Origin of the sequence: Amycolatopsis sp. (assembly GCF_025464955.1) — a bacterium.
GTDB lineage: Bacteria > Actinomycetota > Actinomycetes > Mycobacteriales > Pseudonocardiaceae > Amycolatopsis.
In genome coordinates this window covers 402,932-424,552 of the sequence record NZ_JAODNM010000124.1, presented here as the reverse complement: position 1 = coordinate 424,552, position 21,621 = coordinate 402,932, and the positions used below count along the sequence as shown (strand labels likewise).

Here is a 21,621-nt window from a genome sequence, read left to right as displayed (position 1 = left end):
CCCTTTGTGGCCCTGGACGCAGTGTGCCGACCGGCGTCGTGCGCCAGGATCCAGGTCGAGGGGAGGAGGTGCGATGGTCCGCCGATACGTGTTGTCAGTCGGACGGGCGTTCGTACTCGGGGGGTTGGCGATCGCCGGGCTGTTCGACCTGGTGATCGTCTTCCTCGCGTTCTGCTGCCTGTGTGTCGGTTTGGTGTTCTTCCTCGGACCCGCGATCGAACGAGCTCGGCCGCGTATCGCAACAGCGCGTCGGCTGGCAGCGCAGTGGTGCGAAGTCGACATACCGACTTACTACTGGCTGAAGCCGACTGACCCGGAACGGGAAGCCGACGGCTGGTACCGCGACGGAAACTCGCTCTATAAGCGGTCCTGGTGGGTCGGCGTGCAGCGGCGGATGAACTGGATGTTCGAAGATCAGGCAACCGCCCGCGACGTCTACTGGCTGCTCTGGAACCCACTGGTCAGCCCGTTCCTGGCCTTGTCGTCGCTGTTCAGCGGGCCGCCAGCACTGCGTCTTCACGGGCGTTGGACGCTGTATGCGTTGACTCCGAAGAAGCCGGGAGTGAAGCCGCAGCGGTGGTTGAACCGGCATTTCGAGGCACTTTGGCACCAGTTGGCGCTGTTCGGCCTGTCCGTGGCCGGGTTCGTCTTCCTGGCACCGCAGCTTCTCGTGCTGGTCTGGGTCTGGCAGATCTTCCCGCCGACAGTCGTCGCCGCCCGGCAGGTCACCAACGAGTTCCGACGGGTGTCGACCGAGTGGATCGGGGTGCGCATCGATCGTCCGTATCTGCCCTCGCCGCCGTTCCCGGTGCCGCGCGCGGATGGGCTCTACCAGCGGGGACGCCGGTTGTACGACCAGCCGTGGGGGCCGGGCAGGCTCGACCGGATGAAGTGGGTGTGGCAGGACAAGGCGACCCGCCGGGACGCGGCCGCCGCGGTGCTGAACCCGTTCGTTTCCGGACTCCTCGCGCTGCCGGTGGTCGCGCTGGTCGGCTTCGGGTTCATCGCGCTGCAGTGCCTGTGGATCTGGCGGCCGCTCGGCGGGTCGACGCAGACTGACTGGGCGGACTTCACTTGGTTCGCGCCCTTTGGCTTCGCGCACATCACGACGAACGTCCAGGCGCTCGTGGCGACCCCGCTCGCGCTTGCGTTCTTCTTGGCCCCGATTGTCGTGTCGCCGTGGCTCGCCCGTGTGCAGGCGCGGTTTGGACGGCTGCTCCTCGGTCCGACCGAAGCTTCGCGACTGGCTCAGCGCGTCCAGCGTGTCGAGCGGACGCGGACGGCGGTTACCGACGCGCAGGCGACCGAGTTGCGGCGGATCGAACGCGACCTCCATGACGGCGTCCAGTCGCGGCTGGTGGCGATGGGGATGAAGCTGGCCGCGGTCGAGGCGCTGATCGACAATGATCCGGCGGAGGCGAAGAAGCTGGTCAGGGGCCTACGTGAGTCCTCGTCGACGGCGTTGACCGAGCTGCGCGACCTGGTCCGCGGGATCCACCCGCCGGTGTTGTCCGAGCGCGGACTAGCCGACGCCGTGCGCGCGGTGGCGCTGGACAGCCCGTTGAAGGTCGAGGTGACGATCGAGCCGCTGGAACGGCTGGAGCGGCCGGCGGAGGCGTGCGTGTACTTCGTGGTGTGCGAATTGCTCGGCAACTCGGTCAAGCACGGTGAGGCGAAGTACGCGTCGGTCGACCTGCGGTATGACGGCTCGGTACTGCGGATGGTGGTCACCGACGACGGCAGCGGCGGCGCGAGCCCGGTACGCGGGACCGGACTTCGCGGGATCGAGCGCCGGATCGGCGCCTTCGACGGTAGGTTGACGCTCGAAAGCCCGGCGGGGGGACCGACGAAGGTGACCGTGGAGCTAACGTGCCAGCCCGACCCAGAACCGTCATCGCCGAGGACCAGTACCTCCTCCGAGACGGCCTGACACACCTGCTCATGGCGCACGGGTTCGACGTCGTCGCGGCCGTCGGCTCGGGTCCGGAGCTGGAGGCGGCGTTGCGCGAGCACCGGCCGGACGTGTCCATTGTGGATGTCCGGATGCCACCGACCAACACCGACGAGGGCATGCAGGTCGCCCTCGCCGCCCGTCGCGAGCACCCTGGCCTGCCGATTCTCCTGCTCTCCCAACACGTCGAGCAGCTGTACGCGAGGGAGTTGCTGGCCGATGGCACCGGCGCGATCGGCTACCTGCTCAAGGACAGGGTGTTCAACGCCGAGCAGTTCATCGACTCCGTCCGCCGCGTGGCCGACGGCGGCACGGTGATGGACCCCGAGGTGATCGCGAAACTGGTCGGCGGCGGCAGCGCGGCGGACGACCCGCTGGGCGTGCTGACCCCGCGTGAGCTCGACGTCCTCGGTGCCATGGCCGAGGGCTGCTCGAACGCCGCCATCGCCGCACGCCTGTTCTTCAGCGAGGGCGCGGTCGCCAAGCACACCGCGAGCATCTTCGCGAAGCTCGGGATCGTCGCTTCCGACGACACCAACCGCCGCGTTCTGGCCGTGCTCGCGTACCTGGGCGGGCGCTAGGGTCGCTCACGAGTCCTAGGCGCGCGAAACCCGGGTCATCTCTTCGCGCTCGACGACCTTGATCCGCTCGCGGCCGTGCGGCTCGCCGAGGGCGCGCTCGTGGGCGTCGAGCTTGCCCCACCCTTCCCAGGTCGTGAACGGGACGCCGCGCTCGGTCAGGAACTCGAGAATCGCGGCGGGCGAGGCCTGGCCCGGAGTGGCGAGCGTGTCGACGTCGGCCAACAGGCTCGCGACCGTCTCGGCCGCGTCGCCCTTGGTGTGCCCGATCAGGCCGATCGGTCCGCGCTTGATCCAGCCGGTGACGTACACGCCGGGAAGCTGGTTCTCGTCGAGGTCCAGCACCCGGCCGGCCTGGTTGGGCACGACGCCCGCGTTGTGGTCGAACGGGACCTCGGCCAGGTGCGTCGACAGGTAGCCGACCGCGCGGTAGACGGCCTGGACGTCCCAGTCGTGGAACTGGCCGGTGCCGCGGACGTTCCCGTCACCGGTCAGCTCGGTGCGCTCGGTCCGCAGGCCGGTCACGCGACCGTCCTCACCGACGATCTCGGACGGCGAGTGGAAGAAGTGCAGGTGCAGGCGCTTCGGGCGGGTGCCCTGGTCGCGGATCGCCCATTCCTGCAGCGTCTTCACGACCATGTCGGCCTGCTTCGACGCGCGAAGCGTCGCGATGCTGCCTTCGTCGAACTCGATGTCCTCGGGGTCGACGATCACCTCGACGTTCGGTGAGTGGTCGAGTTCGCGCAGCTCAAGTGGGGTGAACTTCGCCTGCGCGGGGCCGCGGCGGCCGAAGACGTGGACGTCGGTGACCGGGCTGGCCTGGAGACCGTCGTAGACGTTCGCCGGGATGTCGGTGGTCAGCAGCTCGTCGGCGGTCTTCGCGAGGATCCGCGCGACGTCGAGCGCGACATTGCCGACGCCCAGCACGGCGACGCTGGTCGCGTTGAGCGGCCACGTGCGCGGGACGTCCGGGTGGCCGTCGTACCAGGACACGAAGTCGGCGGCGCCGTAACTGCCGTCCAGTTCGACACCGTCGATGTCGAGCGTGCGGTCGGCCGTCGCGCCGGTGGAGAAGATGACAGCGTCGTAGAACTCGCGCAGGTCGTCGAGCTTGATGTCGGTGCCGTAGTCGACGTTGCCGAGCAGGCGGATGGACGGTTTGTCGAGCACCTTGTGCAGGGCGGTGACGATGCCCTTGATCCGGGGGTGGTCGGGGGCGACGCCGTAGCGGATCAGCCCGAACGGCGCCGGCATGCGCTCGAACAGGTCGATGCTGACGTCGGCGTCGGACTTGTCGAGGAGGTCGGCGGCGTAAATGCCCGCGGGACCTGCGCCCACGATGGCTACGCGAAGGGATCGGCTCACCGTACCCACGGTAAGTTAGGCAGTCCTAACTTTCATTGTGATTTGGCGTACGGTCCAGCAGGTGGGACCAGCTAAGCTGGGCGTCATGCGCGTCCTCGTCGTCGACAACTACGACAGCTTCGTTTACAACCTGGTCCAGTACCTGGCCCAACTCGGCGCCGAGTGCACGGTCTGGCGCAACGACGTCGTCGACCTGGACCGGATCACCGAGTTCGACGCCGTGCTCGTCTCGCCCGGCCCCGGAACTCCCGAACGCGCTGGTCAGAGCATCGACGTCGTCAAGCGCTGCGCCGCCGAAGGCGTGCCGATGCTTGGTGTCTGCCTCGGACACCAGGCGCTGGGGGTCGCCTTCGGGGCGACCGTCGACCGTGCGCACGAGCTGCTGCACGGCAAGACCAGCAAGGTCCACCACAATGGCGCCGGCGTGCTCGCCGGGCTGCCGGACGGGTTCACCGCCACCCGCTATCACTCGCTGACTGTGGTGCCCGACACCATCGGGCCGGAGTTCGAAGTCACCGGGCGCACCGATTCCGGCGTCGTGATGGGCATGCGGCACCGGACGCTGCCGCTCGAGGGCGTGCAGTTCCACCCGGAGTCGGTGCTCACCGAAGGCGGCCACCGGATGCTCGCCAACTGGATGGCCGCCGCCGGGCACCCGGTCGCGGAGTCTATTGTGGACGAGCTGGAGCAGGCGACCCGCGCCTTGCAAAAGTCCGCCGTTGCGTGACCGTGCTGGTCGAGCTCGCCGGGGTCGGTAAGCGCTTCGGGCAGGGGGATCCGGTGCTCGATGGCGTCGACCTGCGGGTCGTAGCCGGGCGGGTGATCGGGATTCTGGGCGCGAACGGGTCCGGCAAGTCGACGTTGCTGCGCATCCTCGCGGGGCTGTCGAGGCAGAGCTCGGGCACGATGACAGGACAGCCGACCGTGGGCTACCTGCCGGATCGTTTTCCCGCCGCGCAACGGATGGGCGCGCGGGCGTACCTGCGGCACATGGGCCGCATCCACGGGTTGGCCGGGCTGTCCGAGGTCGACGTCCTGCTCGACAGGCTCGCGCTGGTCGGCGGCCCGCGAATGCCGCTGCGGCAGCTGTCGAAGGGCAATGCGCAGAAGGTCGGGCTCGCCCAGGCGGTGCTCGTCCGGCCGGACCTTCTGGTGCTCGACGAACCATGGTCCGGCCTCGACGCCGAGGCGCACGACGTGCTCGGCGAACTCGTCGCGGAGACAAAAGAGCGCGGCGCGAGCGTCGTGTTCACGGACCACAGGCCGGCGATCGCGCACGAGCACGCCGACGAGGTTTTCCGCATCGTGCGGGGAAAACTGTCGCGAACCGAGCAGGTCGACGTCCGTGGTCCCGACGTGCGGATCGTCCTCGACGGCCCTGGGGAGGGTGACTGGCTCGACGAGCCGGACGTCCTGCTCACGAAGTCGACCGGCGAGCGGGTCGAGCTGACCGTGCCGGCACCGCGTTCGGACGCCGTACTTCTGCTGGCGCTGCAACGCGGGTGGTCCGTTCGCGAGGTCGTCCCGTGCTAGCTGTGACCCGCTACAACTTGGCTCTGCTGGGCCATTCTCAGCGCTATGTCCCTGGTGCGCTGCTGTTCCTCGCGGTGCTGTCGATCCAGTACACCTTTCCGACTTCGCCGCCGGTTCCGGAATTCGCCGTCAGCGCGGCGACCCTGATGATCGTGTCCTGCTGGCTCACGATCGCACTGCTCGACGTCGAAGATCCCGTCCAGCGGCTGGTCACGTTGAGCCACGCGCGTAAATGGTGGCCGCTGATCACGGGTGTGGTGCTGACGGTGTTGCTGTGTGCCGCGGCGATGACGGTCGTTTCCGAAACCTGGTCCGTTGTCGAGCACCACAACGGTTTCACCGGCTCCCTCGGCCTTTCGGCGCTGGCTCACCTGTCGTGCGCGGCGCTCGGCATCGCGATCGGCCTGCCCTGCTCGCGCCTGCTCGTCGCGCGCGCCGGCTGGACGGTGATTTCGGCGCTGGTCGTACTCGGCCTCGTGATCCTTTCGCGCTGGATTCCGCTGGTGAACCCGATGTTGTCCGCGATGACCAACGACAAGCCCATCGAAGAGCCGATCCTCGTCGCCACCGTCGTCTGCGCCGTCGTGCTGGCGTTAAGCGCGACCACCGTCGGCACCCTGGCCCGCCGCCGCAGCTGAGGTGGCATGGTGTGGATCTGTATCGACAGCTGCGTCCATGTCGGCGAAGAACTCCTCGGAGTTGGCCCTCGGCAAGTCCCCGAGCAGGGCCAAGAAGTCGTCGGCAGGGATGAATACCGGGCGTTGCGGGCGGGGAATTGACGTCACCGAGGACGGTAGCGCGCGGGGGCGGGTGTGTCGCAAGGGAAAACCGCTAGCGTGTCGGGGCATGACGGAACCCTCCTACCTGACGGCGACTCGGGATGCGTACGACACCGTGGCGGCCGACTACACCGACTACGTGCGTGATGAGTTGGCGCTTCGGCCGCTCGGGCGGGCGATGTTAGCCGCGTTCGTTGAGGTTGTGCGGGCTGCGGATGTTGGCCCGGCGGCGGACATCGGGTGTGGGCCTGGGCGGGTGACGGCACATCTGGACGCGCTCGGGCTCGACACGTTCGGTGTCGACTTGTCGCCGCGGATGATCGCGATCGCTCGCCGGGAGTATCCGGAGCTGCGGTTCGAGGTGGGTTCGATGACCGCGCTGGACCAGCGGGACAGGTCGCTCGGCGGCATTGTGGCGTGGTACTCGATCATTCACGTCCCGCCGGAGGTGCATCCCGCGGTGTTCGCGGAGTTCTTCCGGGTGCTGGCGTCCGGTGGGCATTTGCTCGTCGCGTTCCAGGTCGGTGACGAGCGCCGGAATCCTGGACCGCTGTGGCAGCGGTTCGGACACACGGTTTCCTACGACGCCTACCGCTTGCCGCCTGCCCGGATCGCCGACCTGTTGCGTCAGGCCGGGTTCGTCATGGTCGGAGAGCTGCTGGCCGAACCAGGCCCGGACGAGAAGACGCAGCAGGGGCACCTCCTGGTCCGCAAACCCTGAGCGTGAACTGCAAATTGCAGAGTGCGATTACCCGATCGGGTCTTTAGGTTTGACGCGATTCGACGGTACGCTCGCCCTCCGCCGAAGCGAGGGGAACGTCCGTTGACATCTGGGATTGTCGCTATCACCGTGCCTGGGTCGGGCGATGAGCTGCGGCAGCTTGCGGCCTGGCTGCGCGACGAGGACGAACTCCGCGGCCGCGTCCAGCTCGCCGAAATCCCGGTCCAGGCCGGTCAGTTCGGCGGCGTGGTCGATTCGGTGGTGGTCGCGGTGACCAGCAGGTCGGCGACAGTCTTCTGCACCTCACTGTTCGGCTGGCTCGGCCGACGCAAGGAGACCCAGAAACTGTCGCTGAAGATCAAGCGCTCCGGCACCATCGAGGAGTTGGACCTGTCGTGCGGCTCGATGTCGGATAACGAAGACGTCCTCGCCAGCGTCCGCCAGTTCCTCGACGAAGAGGTGTGATCAGGCGCTGACAGCGCTGGTCAGCGCGAGCCAGGCGTCGGCGGGGACGGCGAGGTGGCAGGCGGTGCGGTCTTTGGAGTCCCGGATACCGACAGTCCGAGCGGTGAGCGAGACCTCGACACAGCTACCGCCGTTGCCACCGCTGTAGCTGCTCTTGATCCAGGTGGCGGTAGTGAGGTTCGGGGCAGTCATCACATTGCACCCGACGTAGTGCTGCTTCGCTGAGGATCGCTTCCAGCCGTAAGGACGGTCGGCCGTTGCGGCGCAGCGCGCCTTGGCGAGTCATGCGTGCTGACTTGGGTGTCGATTAGGCGCCCGTTCCAGTGGCTCGAGAACCGGGTGATTCACCAGGCGGAGCCAGCCGATCGGGTGTTTCAGCTGCAGCAGATCATCGGTGACTTCGAGATGACCTGGCTGGACGAATGACGAAGGCCCCGCACCGAATGGAACCGGTACGGGGCCTTCGTCAGTTATCAGTGACTCGGCGGGAAGAGACCTGAAGTCGTCGGTGTGGTGCTGCCGCCGTTGGGTTCGGCGACGTAGATCGACACTGCCTGGTCCTTTGCGATCTGACTGCCCGCGGCCGGATCCGTCCTGGTGACGGTGTTGGTGGCGGTGGGGTCGCTCGACTTGTCGGACCGCTGGGTCGGCTGACCGTTCCAGCCCTTGGCCTGCAGCGCGGCCACTGCCTGGTCGTAGGTCTTGCCGGTCAGGTCGGGCATCGTGATCTGACCTTGCGAGCCGTCCGACACGGTCAGCGTGATCGTGGTGCCCTTCGGAGCCGGAAGGCCCTTGATGCTCTGGTCGATCACGGTGTCCTTGGGCTGGGATCCGGCCGTCGACGTCTTCTTGACCTTGAAGCCCAAACCGGTCAGCTGGGTGTTCGCGTCGTTGTAGCTCTCATTGGTGACGTCCGGGACGTTCGCCTGCGTCTGAAACTTCCCGACGGTGATCTGGACGGACGCGTTGGGAGCAACCGAAGTTCCCGCTGCCGGGGTTTGTGTCTGGACCTTGCCGTCTTGGGTCTGGTCGGTGACGTCCACCTGCTGGATGTTCGGGTTCAGCTGAAGGCTCGCTTGGGTGAGCTTCGTCCCCGCATCGACCTGCGACAGGCCGGTGAGATCCGGAACCGGGACCTGGTTCGGCGCCGTTCCTACGGAGAGGGTGATGGCCGTGGTGGTCAGCGTCGGCGTCTTTCCGGGCGGGTCCATCGAGATGACGTGGTTGACCTGATCCAGGGAGCACGTCGGCTGACCCGCGACGGGGGTGCCGCCACACGTCACGTTCTTCGGGACGATGTTGGTGAACCCGCTGGTTTGCAGGGTGTCCCTCGCTTGGGCAAGCAGCTGACCCGTGACATCCGGTACCGCGACCTTGGTGCCGCTGTTCTTGAAGGTGCCGTTGAGCAACAGGATCAGCAGCACGATGACCGCTACGAGCACGGCGCTGATGACCGCGATGACCGTGCGGCGTTTGCGCTTGGCGGCGGCCTCGGCTTCCGGGTCGTCGTCGGCGTATTCGTCGTAGCGCTGCGGCTGGCGGCGGTCCGAGTCCATCACCTGGGTGCGCTCGTCCTCGGACATCACCATCGGCGCGGACGGGCGCTGGCCCGACAACGTCCGGACCAGGTCGGAGCGCATTTCGGCGGACGACTGGTAGCGGTTCGCCGGGCCCTTGGCCAGCGCCTTCAGCACGACGGCGTCCAGCTCCGGGGAGACGGCCGGGTTCACCGTCGACGGCGGGTGCGGGTCTTCCCGGACGTGCTGGTACGCCACGGCGACCGGCGAGTCGCCGGTGAAGGGCGGTTCGCCGGTGATGAGTTCGTAGAGCACGCAGCCGGCGGCGTAGACGTCGCTTCGCGCGTCGACCTGCTCACCGCGTGCCTGCTCCGGGGAGAGGTACTGCGCGGTCCCTATCACCGCGGCGGTCTGGGTCATCGCGGCCTGGCCGTCGTGCAGCGCCCTGGCGATGCCGAAGTCCATCACCTTGACCGCGCCGTTCTTGGTGATCATCACGTTCGCGGGTTTGACGTCGCGGTGGATGATCCCGTGGCGGTGCGAGAAGTCCAGCGCCGCGCAGACGTCGGCCATGACCTCCATGGCCCGCTTCTGCGACATCGGGCCTTCGGTCTTGACGATGTCGCGCAGCGTCCGGCCTTCGACGTACTCCATCACGATGTACGGCAGCGGACCGACTTCGGTCTGCGCCTCACCGGTGTCGTACACCGCGACGATGGCCGGGTGGTTCAGCGCGGCCGCGTTCTGTGCCTCACGCCGGAACCGTTCCTGGAACTGTGGATCCCGCGCGAGGTCCGCGCGCAGGATCTTGATGGCCACCTCCCGGCCCAGCCGCACGTCGTGCCCGTGGTGGACCTCGGACATGCCTCCGTAGCCGAGCGTGTCGCCCAGCTCGTACCGGTTGGAGAGCAGTCTGGGTGTGCTCATTTCTGCGTGCCGTTCCATTCCGTCCAAGGTGTGGTCATCATGCCTTGTGGGCCTTCGCTCTGGGTCTGGCCTGGTGCTACGTGGTCAGGTGGTCCGCCGGCCGGGACCGACGTGATGGCCGGCAGCCCGCCGGGTCTTTGTTCGGTTGTCGTCGGCTTGCCGCTGACGCCGGACCCCACCAGTTTCACGACTACCACCGCCACTGCCACCGCGAGCGCGACGAGGATCACCACCAGCAGCACCCACCAACCTGCCTGGCTGCGCCGTCGGGGCCGCGGCATCAGTGGTTGCTGCATGAGGTGCTGTTGCATCGGGTGCATCCCCGGCGGCGGGACCGGGCGCATCATGGGATGCGATCCGGGGCCGACCGTGTTGTGCGGGTTGACCGGTATCGGGGCGTAGGCGACGTTGACCAGCCCTGACGGTGTGGGGAGTGGGAGCCCCGCCCGGACTGCGGCCACGGCGGCCGCGAACTCGCCCCCATTGTTGTAGCGCTGGCGGGGGTCCTTGACCAAGGTAGCTTCGATCACCGCGCGGACGCCGGGCGGCACGTCCGGCGGCAGCGGCGGCGGGAGGTCCCGGATGTGCATCATCGCGACTGTCACCGCGTTCTCCGACAGGAACGGCCGGTGCCCGGTCAGGCATTCGTACCCGCACACGGCCAGCGAGTAGACGTCGCTCGCCGGTTCCGCGTCCTGGCCAAGCGCCTGCTCCGGCGCGATGTAGTGCGCGGTGCCCATCACCATGCCGCCCCGGGTGACCGGCGCGGCGTCAGCGGCCTTCGCGATGCCGAAGTCGGTGATCTTCACCTGCCCGGTCGGGGTCACCAGGATGTTGCCCGGTTTGACGTCCCGGTGCACCAGGCCGTTTTCGTGCGCGGCCTGCAGACCGCGGCCCGCCTGCTCGAGGATGTCGAGCGTGCGTTCCGGCGAGATGCGGCCTTCCCTGGCGAGGATGCCGGCGAGCGGATCACCCTCGACGAATTCCATCACCAGGTACGCGACGTGGTGCGCGCCGGGAGCGTCGCCCTCTTCGGGCTGGGTTCCGGGCTCGATCGTCTCGCCGTAGTCATGGACCGCCGCGATGCCGGGATGGTTGAGCGAAGCCGTCATCCGGGCCTCGGTACGGAACCGGTGAAGGAACTCGGCGTCGCCCGAAAGCTCCCCTTTGAGTACTTTCACCGCGACGATGCGGTCCAACCGGGTGTCACTGGCCTGCCAAACCTCGCCCATACCGCCGACGGCGATGCGGTTCGTCAGTTTGTAGCGCTCGGCCAGCAGCAGACCCGAGGACAGCATGCGCTATCCACCCCCGAGCAACGCGGCGATCGCGGCCCGCCCGATCTCGGCCGACACCGAGCCGCCGGTCGCGTCCAGACCGCGCGTACCGCCGTTCTCGACGATGACCGAGACCGCGATCTGCGGGTTGTCCGACGGGGCGAACGCGGTGTACCAGGCGTGCGGCGGGGTGTTCTTCGAATCCGTGCCGTGCTCGGCGGTACCGGTCTTCGACGCGATCTTCAGCGCCGGGTTCTTGCCCTTGCCCGCGGTGAAGGACTCCGACTGGATCATCATGTCGCGCATGATCCCGGCGTTCGTCTGCGACAGCGCGGCGGTGCCGGTCAGCTCCGCGGGGGAGAAGCCCTCGATGGTCGACAGGTCCGGCGCCAGCAGCGCGTCCACCAGCTGCGGCTTCATCGCCATACCGCCGTTGGCGATGGTTGCCGAGAGCAGGCAGTCCTGCAGCGGGGTGAGCCGGACGTCGCGCTGGCCGATGCCGCTCTGGTAGAGCGCACCCTGCGAGTCCAACGCGCCGACGGTCGACTGCGCGACCTTCATCGGGACGGTGAGGTCCGCCTGGCCGATGCCGAAGTTGGCCGCGGTCTTGGTCAGCTTGTCCTTGCCGAGCTGGCCGGCGAAGGTCGCGAACGGGACGTTGCACGAGTGCGCCAGCGCGGCGGCGAACGTGGTGCCGGGGCAGATCTCGCCGTTGTAGTTCTCCAGCGTGACGTTCGTACCGGGGAGCGTGACATTCGGCGCGTTGCTGACCGGGGTGTCCGGCGTGCCGCCGTCGTTCAACTCGGCCGAGCCGGTGACGATCTTGAACGTCGAGCCGGGCGGGTAGGTCTGGGAGATCGCCCGGTCCAGCATCGGCTGGCCGGGGTCGGCGTTGTTCACAGTCCAGGCGCTCTGCTGCGCCCCGCCGTCGTGCGAAGCGAGCTTCGACGGGTCGTAGGACGGCGTGGACACCAAGGCCAGGATGCGACCGGTCTTCGGCTCCATCGCGACGACGGCGCCGGTGTACCCGCGCTGTGTCATCAGGTCGTACGCGGCCTTCTGCACGGCCGGGTTGATGGTCAGCCGGACATTGCCGCCGCCGGGGTCCCGGCCGGTGATCATGTCGGAGAGCCGCCGTACGAACAGGCGGGGGTCGGAGCCGTTGAGGAAGTCGTCCTCGGTGCGCTCCAAGCCGCCCGCGCCGTAGCGGATCGAGTAGTAACCGGTGACCGGCGCGTACAGCGGACCGTCGGCGTAGGTGCGCTGGTACTTGAGCCGGTCCGTGGTGGTGGCGGTACCGGCGAGTACGGCGCCGCCCGCGGACACGATCTGGCCGCGCTGCCTGGCGTACTCGTCGAGCAGGACCCGCTGGTTGCGCGGGTCGGTGCGGTAGGCGTCGGCTTTGAAGACCTGGATGTAGGTGGCGTTCGCGAGCAGCAGCATCACCATGACGAGCATGGTGATGCCGACCTTGCGCAGCGGTTTGTTCACTGGGTGCTCCCGCCGCCTGGCCCCATCACGGGACGTTGGACCATGACTGTGTGTGCCTCCGCGAGCGGCGCCTGCGGCGGGGTCGGCGGCTTCGGGCGGGACTGCGGACGGCGTGCGGCGTCGGAGATCCGAAGTAGCAGCGCCACCAGGATGTAGTTGGCCAGCAGGGAAGAACCACCCTGCGACAGGAACGGCGCGGTGATCCCGGTCTCCGGGATCAGCTTGGTGACGCCGCCGACGACGACGAAGACCTGCATGATCAGCGCGAACGACAACCCGCCGCCGAGCAGCTTGCCGAAGGTGTCGCGCACGGCGAGCGCGCTGCGCATCCCCCGCATCGCCAGGATCAGGTACACCATCAGGACCGCGGCGAGTCCGATGAAACCGAGCTCCTCGCCGATCGCCGCGGTGATGAAGTCGGAGCTGGCGAAGGGCACGATGTCCGGCCGGCCGGCGCCGAGCCCGGTGCCGGCGACCCCGCCGGTGCCGAGCCCGAACAGGCCCTGCGCGATCTGGTAACCGCCGCCCTGCTTGTCGTAGGTGGCCAGCGGGTCGATCCAGTTCGCCACCCGCTGCTGGACGTGGGTGAACAGCCGGTCCGCCACGACCGCGCCGACCACGAACAGGCTCAGGCCGACCCCGACCCAGATGGCGCGTTCGGTGGCGACGTACAACATCATCAGGATGATGCCGAAGAACAGCAGCGAAGTGCCGAGGTCCGTTTCGAGGACCAGGATGCCGATGCAGGCCGCCGCGGCGATCAGGATCGGGCCGAGGTCCCGGCTGCGGGGCAGCTCGATCCCCATGACCTTCTTGCCCGCGACCATGAACAGGTCGCGTTTCGACACCAGGAAGGCAGCGAAGAAGATCATCAGCAGGATTTTCGCGAACTCACCCGGTTGGATCGACAACGGACCGAGCCGGATCCAGACCTTGGCGCCGTTCACCTCCGACAGCGCGGCCGGCAGCATGGCGGGCAGGGCCAGCAGGATGATCCCGGCGAGCCCGGCGGTGTAGCCGTAGCGGGTCAGGGTGCGGTGGTCCTTGACGATCACCAGCACGGCGAGGAACAACGCCAGCGAGATCGCCGTCCACAGGACCTGCTTGGGCGCACCGGCCGAAGCGACGTTGGTGTTCGTCTGGGTGGCCTTCTCGGCCAGCGCCAGGTCGATCCGGTAGATCATCACCAGGCCGATGCCATTGAGCAGCGCGACACACGGCAGGATCAGCGGGTCCGCGTACGGCGCCCACCGGCGGACAGCCGCGTGCGCGATGCCGAAAACGGCGAGATAGGCGAGTCCGTACCAGAGCACGGCGATGGTGAGGTCCTGGTCCTGGTTGGCTTCGACCAGGACGAACGCGATGGTGACGATGAGCGCGGCGAAGCCGAGGAGCAGGAGTTCGGTACCGCGTCTGGTCGGGATGTCGCGCGGCGGGTTGGTCGTGTACTGCCCGGCTGTCGGGTCGGCCACGGGCTGACCCATTAGTTACCGCCCCCCGGCGTCGAGCAGTCCCTCCCCGCGGGGTTTGCCGGCGCCGTACTCAAGAGAGGAGGAGTCTGGCTCGTCGTCGGCTGGGTGACGACGGTCTGCCCGGGCGGGCAAGTCGTGAGCTGCCTGCGGGCGCGAAGGGTCTCGTCGATGTACTTGCGGGCCTCGTCGAGGTTGTCCCGCTTGATTCCGTTCTTGACCGCGACCTGCGCGTCTTCCTGCAATTCCGACAGCTTGAGCGGCTCGCACGCCGTCGCACCCGGAGCGCAGGAGCCTTGCTCCTCGTGCTGCAGCGGGATGCCGAGGATGCTGCCGGGAACGCCGCGGTAGACGACGACCTCACCCGAGGAGTCCGCGCCGACGTAGTACTGGCTCAGCACGAAGTAGCGCGTGGTGACCGCGGCCGCGGCGAGCACGATCAGCACCACCAGGATCCCGACCAGCCAACGGAACCGTTTCCGGCGCTTGGCCTTCGGATCCGGCGGCGGCTCGGTGGGCTGCTGGCGCGGCTGCGGGAGCGGGTTGGTCAGCGCGTGGGCCCGGGCAGCGGGGGAGTCGCCCTGGGGACGCTCGTCGCTGCCGTCACCGGCCGCGCCGCCGACGATCGGCGCGTCATCGCCGAAATCGACGTCGACCACGTCGGCGATGATCACCGTGACGTTGTCGGTGCCGCCGCCCTTGAGCGCGAGCTCGATCATCCGGTCCGCGCAGTCCTGCGGATCCCGGATCTGGATGGCCTCGCCGAGCGTCTCGTCAGTGACCATGCCGGACAGGCCGTCCGAGCAGATCAGGTAGCGATCGCCCGCCCTGGCCTCGCGGACGGTGAGCGTCGGTTCGACCTCGTGCCCGGTCAACGCCTTGAGCAGCAGCGAACGCTGTGGATGGACGAGTGCCTCTTCAGCGGTGATCCGGCCTTGTTCGAGCAGCTCGTTGACGAAACTGTCGTCACGAGTGATCTGCGCGAACTGCCCGCCGCGGAACAGATAGGCACGGGAGTCGCCGACATGCGCCAGCCCGAGCCGGGACCCGGAGAACAGGACCGCGGTCAGGGTGGTGCCCATCCCGTCGAGATCCGGATCGTTGGACACCAGCTCGGCGATGGCGCCGTTGCCGTTGCCGACCGCCTCGCGCAACTGGGCGAGGAGGTCGTCACCCGGCTCGTCGTCGTCGAGGGGGGCGAGGGAGGCGATGACGACTTTGCTCGCCACTTCACCGGCGGCATGGCCTCCCATGCCGTCAGCGAGCGCGAGCAGGCGGGGACCGGCGTACACGGAGTCCTGGTTATTGGAACGAACCAGGCCACGGTCGCTGCGGGCCGCGTAGCGGAGTACGAGGGTCATGGGCGAAGCTCGATCACCGTTTTGCCGATTCGGATGGGGACCCCGAGTGGAACCCGGAGGGGTGCAGTGACCTTAGCCCGGTCGAGGTACGTGCCGTTCGTCGAGCCCAGATCTTCGACGTACCAGTCCTCTCCGCGCAGCGCGATTCGCGCGTGACGGGTCGACGCGTAGTCGTCGTCGAGGACCAGTGTCGAGTCGTCGGCGCGGCCGATCAGGATCGGCCTGCCGTCCAACGTGATCCTCGTGCCGGACAACGCGCCATGGGTCACGATCAACTGCTGCGGGGACTTTCCCCCGCCGGTACGTGGCTTTTTCTCCTTCTTGCGGCGAAACGTCGGGATCGCGACACGGAGACCGGACGCGGCGTAAAGGTCCGAGCGCACCACTCTGAGAGCGGCGAACACGAACAGCCAGAGCAGCACAAGAAACCCTGCTCGGGTGAGTTGAACGATCAGCTCTGGCACCTGGTGTGTCAGCTCCCGACTCTTCACGCAAACCTGCGGCGCCGGTTCGCCGCAGGTCCCCCCGCACGCCAATTCTGCGGGAACCCCTCAATCCGGTGAGAGTCAGCCCTGTGTCCGGAAGACCAGGGACGAGTGACCGACCCTGATTACGTCGCCGTCGGCGAGCTGCCAGGTCTGCACCGGAGTGCCGTTGACCGTGCTCCCGTTGGTCGAGCCGATGTCCGCCAGCGTGGCGCTCTGACCGTCCCAGGTGATCTCCAGGTGCCTGCGGGAGACGCCGGTGTCGGGCAGCCGGAAGTCGGCATCCTGACCACGGCCGACGACGTTGCTGCCCTGCTTGAGGGAGTACGTCCGGTTCGAACCGTCGTCAAGCTGCAGACTCGCCGCGAGCTGGCGGTTGCCGGCCGGAGCGGGCGGGGCGTACCCACCCTGCGGTGCCGGAGGCTGCCCGTACTGGTCGTAACCGGGCTGCGCGGGCGCCTGACCGTACTGGTCATAACCACCCGGAGCGGGTGCCTGGCCGTACTGGTCGTAACCGCCCGGGGCCGGGGGCTGCTGGTAGCCCTGGTCGTAACCAGGCTGGCCACCCTGCTGCCCGTACTGGTCGTAACCGGGCTGGGCAGGCTGCTGCCCGTACTGGTCGTAGCCAGGCTGGGCAGGCTGCTGGTAGCCCTGGTCGTAGCCGGGCTGCGCGGGCTGGCCGTACTGGTCGTAACCAGGCTGAGCGGGCTGACCGTACTGGTCATAACCGCCCTGCTGAGCACCCTGGTCGTAACCGGGCTGCCCGGCCGGCTGGCCGTACTGGTCATAACCCGGCTGAGCCGGAGGCTGCTGGTAGCCCTGGTCATAACCCGGCTGAGCCGGCGGCTGGCCCTGCTGGCCCTGCTGTCCGTAGCCGTACTGGCCCTTCTGGCCGTACGGGTCACCCTGGTCGTATTGGCCGTAGCCGGGGGGCTGGCTCATTGCTGGGTCTCCTGCGTTGCTGGGTCGTGCTGACCGTCCAGAGCTGCCGGCGTCGTGCGGTTTGACGTCGGGATCGACGGACGAGCGGGTCTTGAACTGTCCAGTATGCAGCGCCTCGTTGCGCTCGAGCGAGACTACGACGTCACCATAGGTATCCCAACCCTGCTCGACGAGATGCTCCGCCACCGCGGCGGCGAGCACTCCGGTGACACGCTGCTCATCACCGGCCATCCGGTCATGATCCGCCTGTCCGAGAGACACGATGTAGTGATTCGGGGCGAGACGACGACCTCCAGCCAGCTCACGAACGTTGTCCTCACCTTCCCGCTCCAACGCCAACGCAACTTCCTGCGTGACGACGTTTCCACCGAACATCCGCGCGAACGTATTGCCCACCAGACCCTCAAGGCGTCGATCAAATCGCTCAACGCGGCCCACCTGGACAAGCCTCCTCACACATGTGCTTACGCACCGATCCTATCTGGGTATGCCCGTCTCGACACCGGCCCCGGTAAAACCCGTTCGGTTGGCCTGCTAGTCTGTTCTAGCTGTCGAAGTAAAAAGTCGCTTGCGCGAGTGGCGGAATGGCAGACGCGCACGGTTCAGGTCCGTGTGTCCGTAAGGACGTGGGGGTTCAACTCCCCCCTCGCGCACCGTGTTCAAGAGCCCCGTCGGCTGGCGCCGATGGGGCTCTTTCCCGTTGGGGGTCGTCCTCGTTTTGGGGGGCCGAGCCCCCCAAACCCCCCACGGTGCGGTATCTCACCTTGACGAGCTGGGTGCGTTCGGTCTTCGGGCCTGGCGGCCCTGGACCTTGGTGATTGCGGTGGGTCGGTCGTTGGGCCTGGCGGCCCTCGACCTGGTGACGTGTCGTCGTGGGGTGAAAAAGGGCGGGATGAACCGGAGTTCATCCCGCCTGGAGGTGGGCGTGTGGGGGCTAGCGGATGGCGACCAGGTCTACGACGAAGACGAGGGTTTCGTTCGGCTTGATGACGCCGCCGGCGCCGCGGTCGCCGTAGGCGAGGTGCGGCGGGATGGTCAGGCGGCGACGGCCGCCGATCTTCATGCCGGCGACACCCTGATCCCAGCCCGGGATCACCTGGCCGGCGCCGAGGGAGAACTGGAGCGGTTCGCCGCGGTTCCAGGAGGAGTCGAACTCTTCACCAGAGGAGAACGAAACTCCGACGTAGTGGACAGAGACACCGTGGCCCGGGGCCGCTTCCTGGCCGTCGCCGACGGTGAGGTCGACCGTTTCCAGTGCGGGGGGCGGGGTGCCTTCGGGGGCGTCGACTACCGGCTTTTCCAACGTCATGGCCCTACGGTACCCAGCTTTGCTCACTCTCCGCAGGGTGGGCGCACCGGTGCTAGTCCATCGAGGCGAGGCAAACGCGAAAAGTCTTCACTATTTCCTTACCCGTCGGTAGCGTGTGCTGCGTCACTCCACTTCGACGGGAGTTCTGGGCATGCGACGAGGCATTCGCACATTGACAGCTACGGCGGCACTGGCCATGGTGGCCGCCGTCGCGCAGATACCGGCGGCCGCCACCAGTGCGGCGTCGCCTGCTGCGCTTCCCGGCAACGACTACTGCGCCGGCCAGTGCAACGACATCCTCCCGGCCGGGGAAAACGGTAACGCGACCGTCGCCGAGATCCTGGCGAACAAGGTCTTCGGCACGCGGCCCGCGCACGCGGACGACCAGCTGCCGAAGTACTCCGCACTGCCGGGCGGCTACAGCGGGCTGACCACCGACACGATCAACAAGTTCTACAACGACTCGTCCTTCGGGGTCCCCGCCGACCAGGTGGAGAGCGCGATCCAGCCGCGCGCCGACGTCACGATCACCCGGGACAAGGCGACCGGATCGCCGCACATCCAGGGCACCACCCGATCGGGCACCGAGTACGGTGCGGGTTACGCCGCCGGGCAGGACCGCCTCTGGCTGATGGACGTGCTGCGGCACGTCGGCCGCGGCCAGTTGTCGCCGTTCGCCGGCGGCGCGCCCGCCAACCGCGCGCTCGAGCAGCAGTTCTTCGCCGCGGCGCCGTACACCGAGCCCGAGCTCCAGCAGCAGGTCGACAAGATGGCCGCCAGCGGGCCCGCCGGCGCGCAGGGCCTCGCCGACGCGCAGGCCTACATCGACGGCATCAACGCGTACATCGTCCAGTCGCACAACGGCCGGACCTTCCCCGGTGAGTACGTCCTCACCGGGCATATCGACGCGATCACCAACGCCGGCACGATCGACCCGTTCAAGCTGACTGACCTCGTCGTGCTCGCTTCCGTGGTCGGCGCGCAGTTCGGCGCGGGCGGTGGCGGCGAGGTGCAGAACGCTGTCGCCAAGCTCGCCATCCAGGAGCAGTACGGCCTCGCGCAGGGCGAGAAGGTGTGGCAGAGCCTCCAGTCCCAGGACGACCCCGAAGCCATCAAGACGCTCCACAACGGCCAGACCTTCAACTACGGCAAGACGCCGGCGAACCCGCAGGGCGCGGCGATGCCCGATCCCGGTTCGGTGACCGACCAGCAGCTGGTGTTCAACCCGACCGGCTCGGCCACCTCGACGCAGGCGGTCAAGGCGCCGCCCGTGACGGCGACGTCCACCACGAACCCCGACGGCACGCCGAACCTCGACGCGGCGAAGGGCATGTTCGACAACGGCGTCCTGCCGGACAACCTGCTGTCCGAGAAGCACGGGATGTCGAACGCGCTGGTGGTGAACGGCAGCAAGACCGCCAGCGGGCACCCGGTCGCCGTCTTCGGCCCGCAGACCGGCTACTTCGCTCCGCAACTGCTGATGCTGGAGGAGCTCCAGGGCCCGGGCATCAGCTCGCGGGGCGCGTCCTTCGCCGGTCTCAGCTTCTACGTGCTGCTCGGTCGCGGCCAGGACTACTCGTGGAGCGCGACTTCGGCCGCGCAGGACATCATCGACACCTTCGCGGTCACCCTGTGCGACCCGAGCGGGAAGCCGGCCACAAAGGACTCCAACTACTACCTCTACAACGGCCAGTGCGTGCCGATGGACATCGTCGAACGGCAGGACGCGTGGACGTCGACGGTCGCCGACTCGACGGCTGCCGGTTCGTACACGCTCCGCAGCTACCGGACGAAATACGGGCCGGTGACCAGCCGGGCGACGGTCGGCGGTAAACCGGTCGCCTACTCGGCGCTGCGGTCGAGCTACTTCCACGAGGTCGACTCGCTGATCGGTTTCCAGGAGTTCAACGACCCCGGCGTCATCCACTCGGCGGCGGACTTCGAAAAGGCCGCGCAGGACGTCAACTTCACCTTCAACTGGTTCTACGCCGACTCCAAGGACATCGCGTACTACAACTCGGGCGCGAACCCGGTCCGCAACCCGAACGTCGACCCGTCCATGCCGGTCGCGGCGAACGCCGGGTTCGACTGGCAGGGCTGGAACCCTGACGGGAACCAGGCGAACTACACCCCGCCCGCCCAGCACCCGCAGTCGATCAACCAGGACTACTACGTCAGCTGGAACAACGCCCAGGCCAACGGGTACGCCTCCGGCGGCGCGGACAAGTCGTCCGTGCACCGGGCCGACCTGCTGGACAGCCGCGTCAAGAAGCTGATCACCAGTGGCACCAAGGTGACCAGGGTGAACCTGGACCAGGCGATGGAGGACGCGGCGCTGACCGACCTCCGCGCCGAACGGGTCCTGCCCGAGCTGCTGCAGGTGATCAACAAAACGCCGGTCACCGGCGCCGCGCTCGACGCCGTCACGAAACTGCAGACCTGGCTGACCAACGGCGGCAAGCGCAAGGAGACCACCCCGGGCAGCAAGGCCTACTCCGACGCGGACGCGATCAGGATCCTCGACGCCTGGTGGCCGCAGCTGGTCACCGCGGAGTTCAAACCGGGGATGGGCGGCACGGCGTTCACCGCGATGACCAACGTGCTGCAGATCAACGAGTCGCCTTCGGGCTGGCAGCAGGAGATCCCCGGCAAACACGTCGGCCAGCCGCATTCGGGTTCCTCGTTCCAGCACGGCTGGTGGGGATATGTCGACAAGGACATCCGGTCTGTTCTCGGTGCCACGGAACAGGGTCCGCTCGGCGCGAAGTTCTGCGGTGGCGGCGACCTGACGGCCTGCCGCACGGTGTTGCTCAACTCCCTGACCTCGGCGGCGGCGCAACCCGCGACCGCGATCTACCCGGGCGACGCGAGCTGCACGGCCGGTGACCAGTGGTGTGCCGACTCGATCATCCAGACCCCGCTCGGCGGCGTCACGCAGGACAAGATCAGCTGGCAGAACCGCCCGACCTTCCAGCAGGTCGTCGAATACCCGGCCAAGCGCGGGAACAACGTGGCCAACCTGGCCGCGAACAAGCCGGTGACCGCCACCAGCGCGGAAACCGGCGGGTACCCCTCGCCGGCGGCCAACGCCGTCGACGCCGACAGCGCCACCCGCTGGGCCAGCGACTGGAGCGACAACCAGTCGGTCACCGTGGACCTCGGTTCGGTGCAGCCGGTTTCGCGGGTGATCTTGAACTGGGAGTCGGCGTACGGAAAGTCATACAAGATCCAGGTCTCCGCGGACGGTGTCACCTGGCGGGACGCGGTGTCCGTCGTGGACGGTGACGGCGGGCAGGACAACGTCGCCTTCGCCACGACGAGCGCCAGGTTCGTCCGGATGGCGGGCGTGCAGCGCGGAACCAAGTACGGCTACTCGCTCTACGAGTTCCAGGTCTACGCACAGTAGAAGGATGACGTTTCCGCAGGTAGACAACTCGTGAGTGTTCCGGCC

At 67.8% G+C, this 21,621-nt stretch carries 18 protein-coding genes and 1 tRNA gene; 9 read left to right on the top strand and 10 right to left on the bottom strand.

From position 1 onward, the window contains the following. Positions 1-73: 73 nt before the first annotated feature. The gene (locus tag JWQ81_RS32385; RefSeq protein ID WP_297547563.1) at positions 74-1,930 is read left to right on the top strand and encodes a sensor histidine kinase; all 1,857 of its coding nucleotides are present in this window, start codon (positions 74-76) and stop codon (positions 1,928-1,930) included. Continuing rightward, positions 1,870-2,532, top strand: coding sequence for a response regulator transcription factor (locus tag JWQ81_RS32380; RefSeq protein ID WP_297547562.1), 663 nt, complete (start codon positions 1,870-1,872; stop codon positions 2,530-2,532). The genes JWQ81_RS32385 and JWQ81_RS32380 overlap by 61 nt, the downstream gene beginning before the upstream one ends. A 15-nt stretch (positions 2,533-2,547) precedes the next feature. Here JWQ81_RS32380 and JWQ81_RS32375 read toward each other — a convergent pair whose 3' ends face one another. Continuing rightward, positions 2,548-3,867 (bottom strand): pyridine nucleotide-disulfide oxidoreductase, encoded by a 1,320-nt coding sequence (locus tag JWQ81_RS32375; RefSeq protein ID WP_297547659.1) that lies wholly within the window; start codon positions 3,865-3,867, stop codon positions 2,548-2,550. Between the two features lie 112 nt (positions 3,868-3,979). Between JWQ81_RS32375 and JWQ81_RS32370 the strand changes: the two genes are divergently transcribed. The 5 genes from JWQ81_RS32370 (at position 3,980) to JWQ81_RS32350 (ending at position 7,392) form a co-directional block, all read left to right on the top strand. Further along, positions 3,980-4,621, top strand: a complete 642-nt coding sequence (locus JWQ81_RS32370; RefSeq protein WP_297547658.1) for an aminodeoxychorismate/anthranilate synthase component II — start codon at positions 3,980-3,982, stop codon at positions 4,619-4,621. Next, the gene (locus tag JWQ81_RS32365; RefSeq protein WP_297547561.1) at positions 4,618-5,427 is read left to right on the top strand and encodes an ABC transporter ATP-binding protein; all 810 of its coding nucleotides are present in this window, start codon (positions 4,618-4,620) and stop codon (positions 5,425-5,427) included. The genes JWQ81_RS32370 and JWQ81_RS32365 overlap by 4 nt, the downstream gene beginning before the upstream one ends. Beyond that, a complete protein-coding gene (locus tag JWQ81_RS32360; protein ID WP_297547560.1) occupies positions 5,421-6,065 on the top strand; it encodes a hypothetical protein in 645 nt (214 codons plus the stop codon). The genes JWQ81_RS32365 and JWQ81_RS32360 overlap by 7 nt, the downstream gene beginning before the upstream one ends. Positions 6,066-6,273: 208 nt before the next feature. Beyond that, complete coding sequence (locus JWQ81_RS32355) at positions 6,274-6,927, top strand: class I SAM-dependent methyltransferase (RefSeq protein WP_297547559.1); 654 nt, start codon at positions 6,274-6,276, stop codon at positions 6,925-6,927. Between the two features lie 102 nt (positions 6,928-7,029). Next, the gene (locus tag JWQ81_RS32350; RefSeq protein ID WP_297547558.1) at positions 7,030-7,392 is read left to right on the top strand and encodes a hypothetical protein; all 363 of its coding nucleotides are present in this window, start codon (positions 7,030-7,032) and stop codon (positions 7,390-7,392) included. Here the strand turns inward: JWQ81_RS32350 and JWQ81_RS32345 are convergent, their stop codons facing one another. The 8 genes from JWQ81_RS32345 to JWQ81_RS32310 all read right to left on the bottom strand — a co-directional run bounded on the left by JWQ81_RS32345 (position 7,393) and on the right by JWQ81_RS32310 (position 17,299). Then, a complete protein-coding gene (locus JWQ81_RS32345) occupies positions 7,393-7,584 on the bottom strand; it encodes a DUF397 domain-containing protein (RefSeq protein WP_297547557.1) in 192 nt (63 codons plus the stop codon). Positions 7,585-7,865: 281 nt separating this feature from the next. Continuing rightward, positions 7,866-9,836 (bottom strand): Stk1 family PASTA domain-containing Ser/Thr kinase, encoded by a 1,971-nt coding sequence (gene pknB / locus JWQ81_RS32340; protein ID WP_297547556.1) that lies wholly within the window; start codon positions 9,834-9,836, stop codon positions 7,866-7,868. Next, complete coding sequence (locus JWQ81_RS32335) at positions 9,833-11,134, bottom strand: serine/threonine-protein kinase (RefSeq protein ID WP_297547555.1); 1,302 nt, start codon at positions 11,132-11,134, stop codon at positions 9,833-9,835. The genes pknB and JWQ81_RS32335 overlap by 4 nt, the downstream gene beginning before the upstream one ends. A gap of 3 nt (positions 11,135-11,137) precedes the next feature. After that, on the bottom strand, positions 11,138-12,604 hold the full coding sequence (locus JWQ81_RS32330) for a penicillin-binding protein 2 (RefSeq protein WP_297547554.1): 1,467 nt from the start codon (positions 12,602-12,604) through the stop codon (positions 11,138-11,140). Beyond that, positions 12,601-14,088 (bottom strand): FtsW/RodA/SpoVE family cell cycle protein, encoded by a 1,488-nt coding sequence (locus JWQ81_RS32325; protein ID WP_297547553.1) that lies wholly within the window; start codon positions 14,086-14,088, stop codon positions 12,601-12,603. The genes JWQ81_RS32330 and JWQ81_RS32325 overlap by 4 nt, the downstream gene beginning before the upstream one ends. Continuing rightward, on the bottom strand, positions 14,088-15,434 hold the full coding sequence (locus JWQ81_RS32320; protein WP_297547552.1) for a protein phosphatase 2C domain-containing protein: 1,347 nt from the start codon (positions 15,432-15,434) through the stop codon (positions 14,088-14,090). Before JWQ81_RS32320 ends, JWQ81_RS32325 begins: the two co-directional genes overlap by 1 nt. Further along, complete coding sequence (locus JWQ81_RS32315; RefSeq protein ID WP_297547551.1) at positions 15,431-15,898, bottom strand: FHA domain-containing protein; 468 nt, start codon at positions 15,896-15,898, stop codon at positions 15,431-15,433. Before JWQ81_RS32315 ends, JWQ81_RS32320 begins: the two co-directional genes overlap by 4 nt. A 102-nt stretch (positions 15,899-16,000) precedes the next feature. After that, positions 16,001-17,299 (bottom strand): DUF3662 and FHA domain-containing protein, encoded by a 1,299-nt coding sequence (locus tag JWQ81_RS32310; protein ID WP_297547550.1) that lies wholly within the window; start codon positions 17,297-17,299, stop codon positions 16,001-16,003. A gap of 132 nt (positions 17,300-17,431) precedes the next feature. On the opposite strand from JWQ81_RS32310, the gene JWQ81_RS32305 reads away from it, so the two are divergent. Then, positions 17,432-17,514, top strand: a tRNA-Leu gene (locus JWQ81_RS32305). Between the two features lie 281 nt (positions 17,515-17,795). On the opposite strand, the gene JWQ81_RS32300 is transcribed toward JWQ81_RS32305, so the two are convergent. Then, positions 17,796-18,170, bottom strand: a complete 375-nt coding sequence (locus tag JWQ81_RS32300) for an FKBP-type peptidyl-prolyl cis-trans isomerase (RefSeq protein WP_297547549.1) — start codon at positions 18,168-18,170, stop codon at positions 17,796-17,798. A gap of 151 nt (positions 18,171-18,321) precedes the next feature. On the opposite strand from JWQ81_RS32300, the gene JWQ81_RS32295 reads away from it, so the two are divergent. After that, positions 18,322-21,576 (top strand): penicillin acylase family protein, encoded by a 3,255-nt coding sequence (locus JWQ81_RS32295; RefSeq protein ID WP_297547548.1) that lies wholly within the window; start codon positions 18,322-18,324, stop codon positions 21,574-21,576. Positions 21,577-21,621 lie beyond the last annotated feature (45 nt).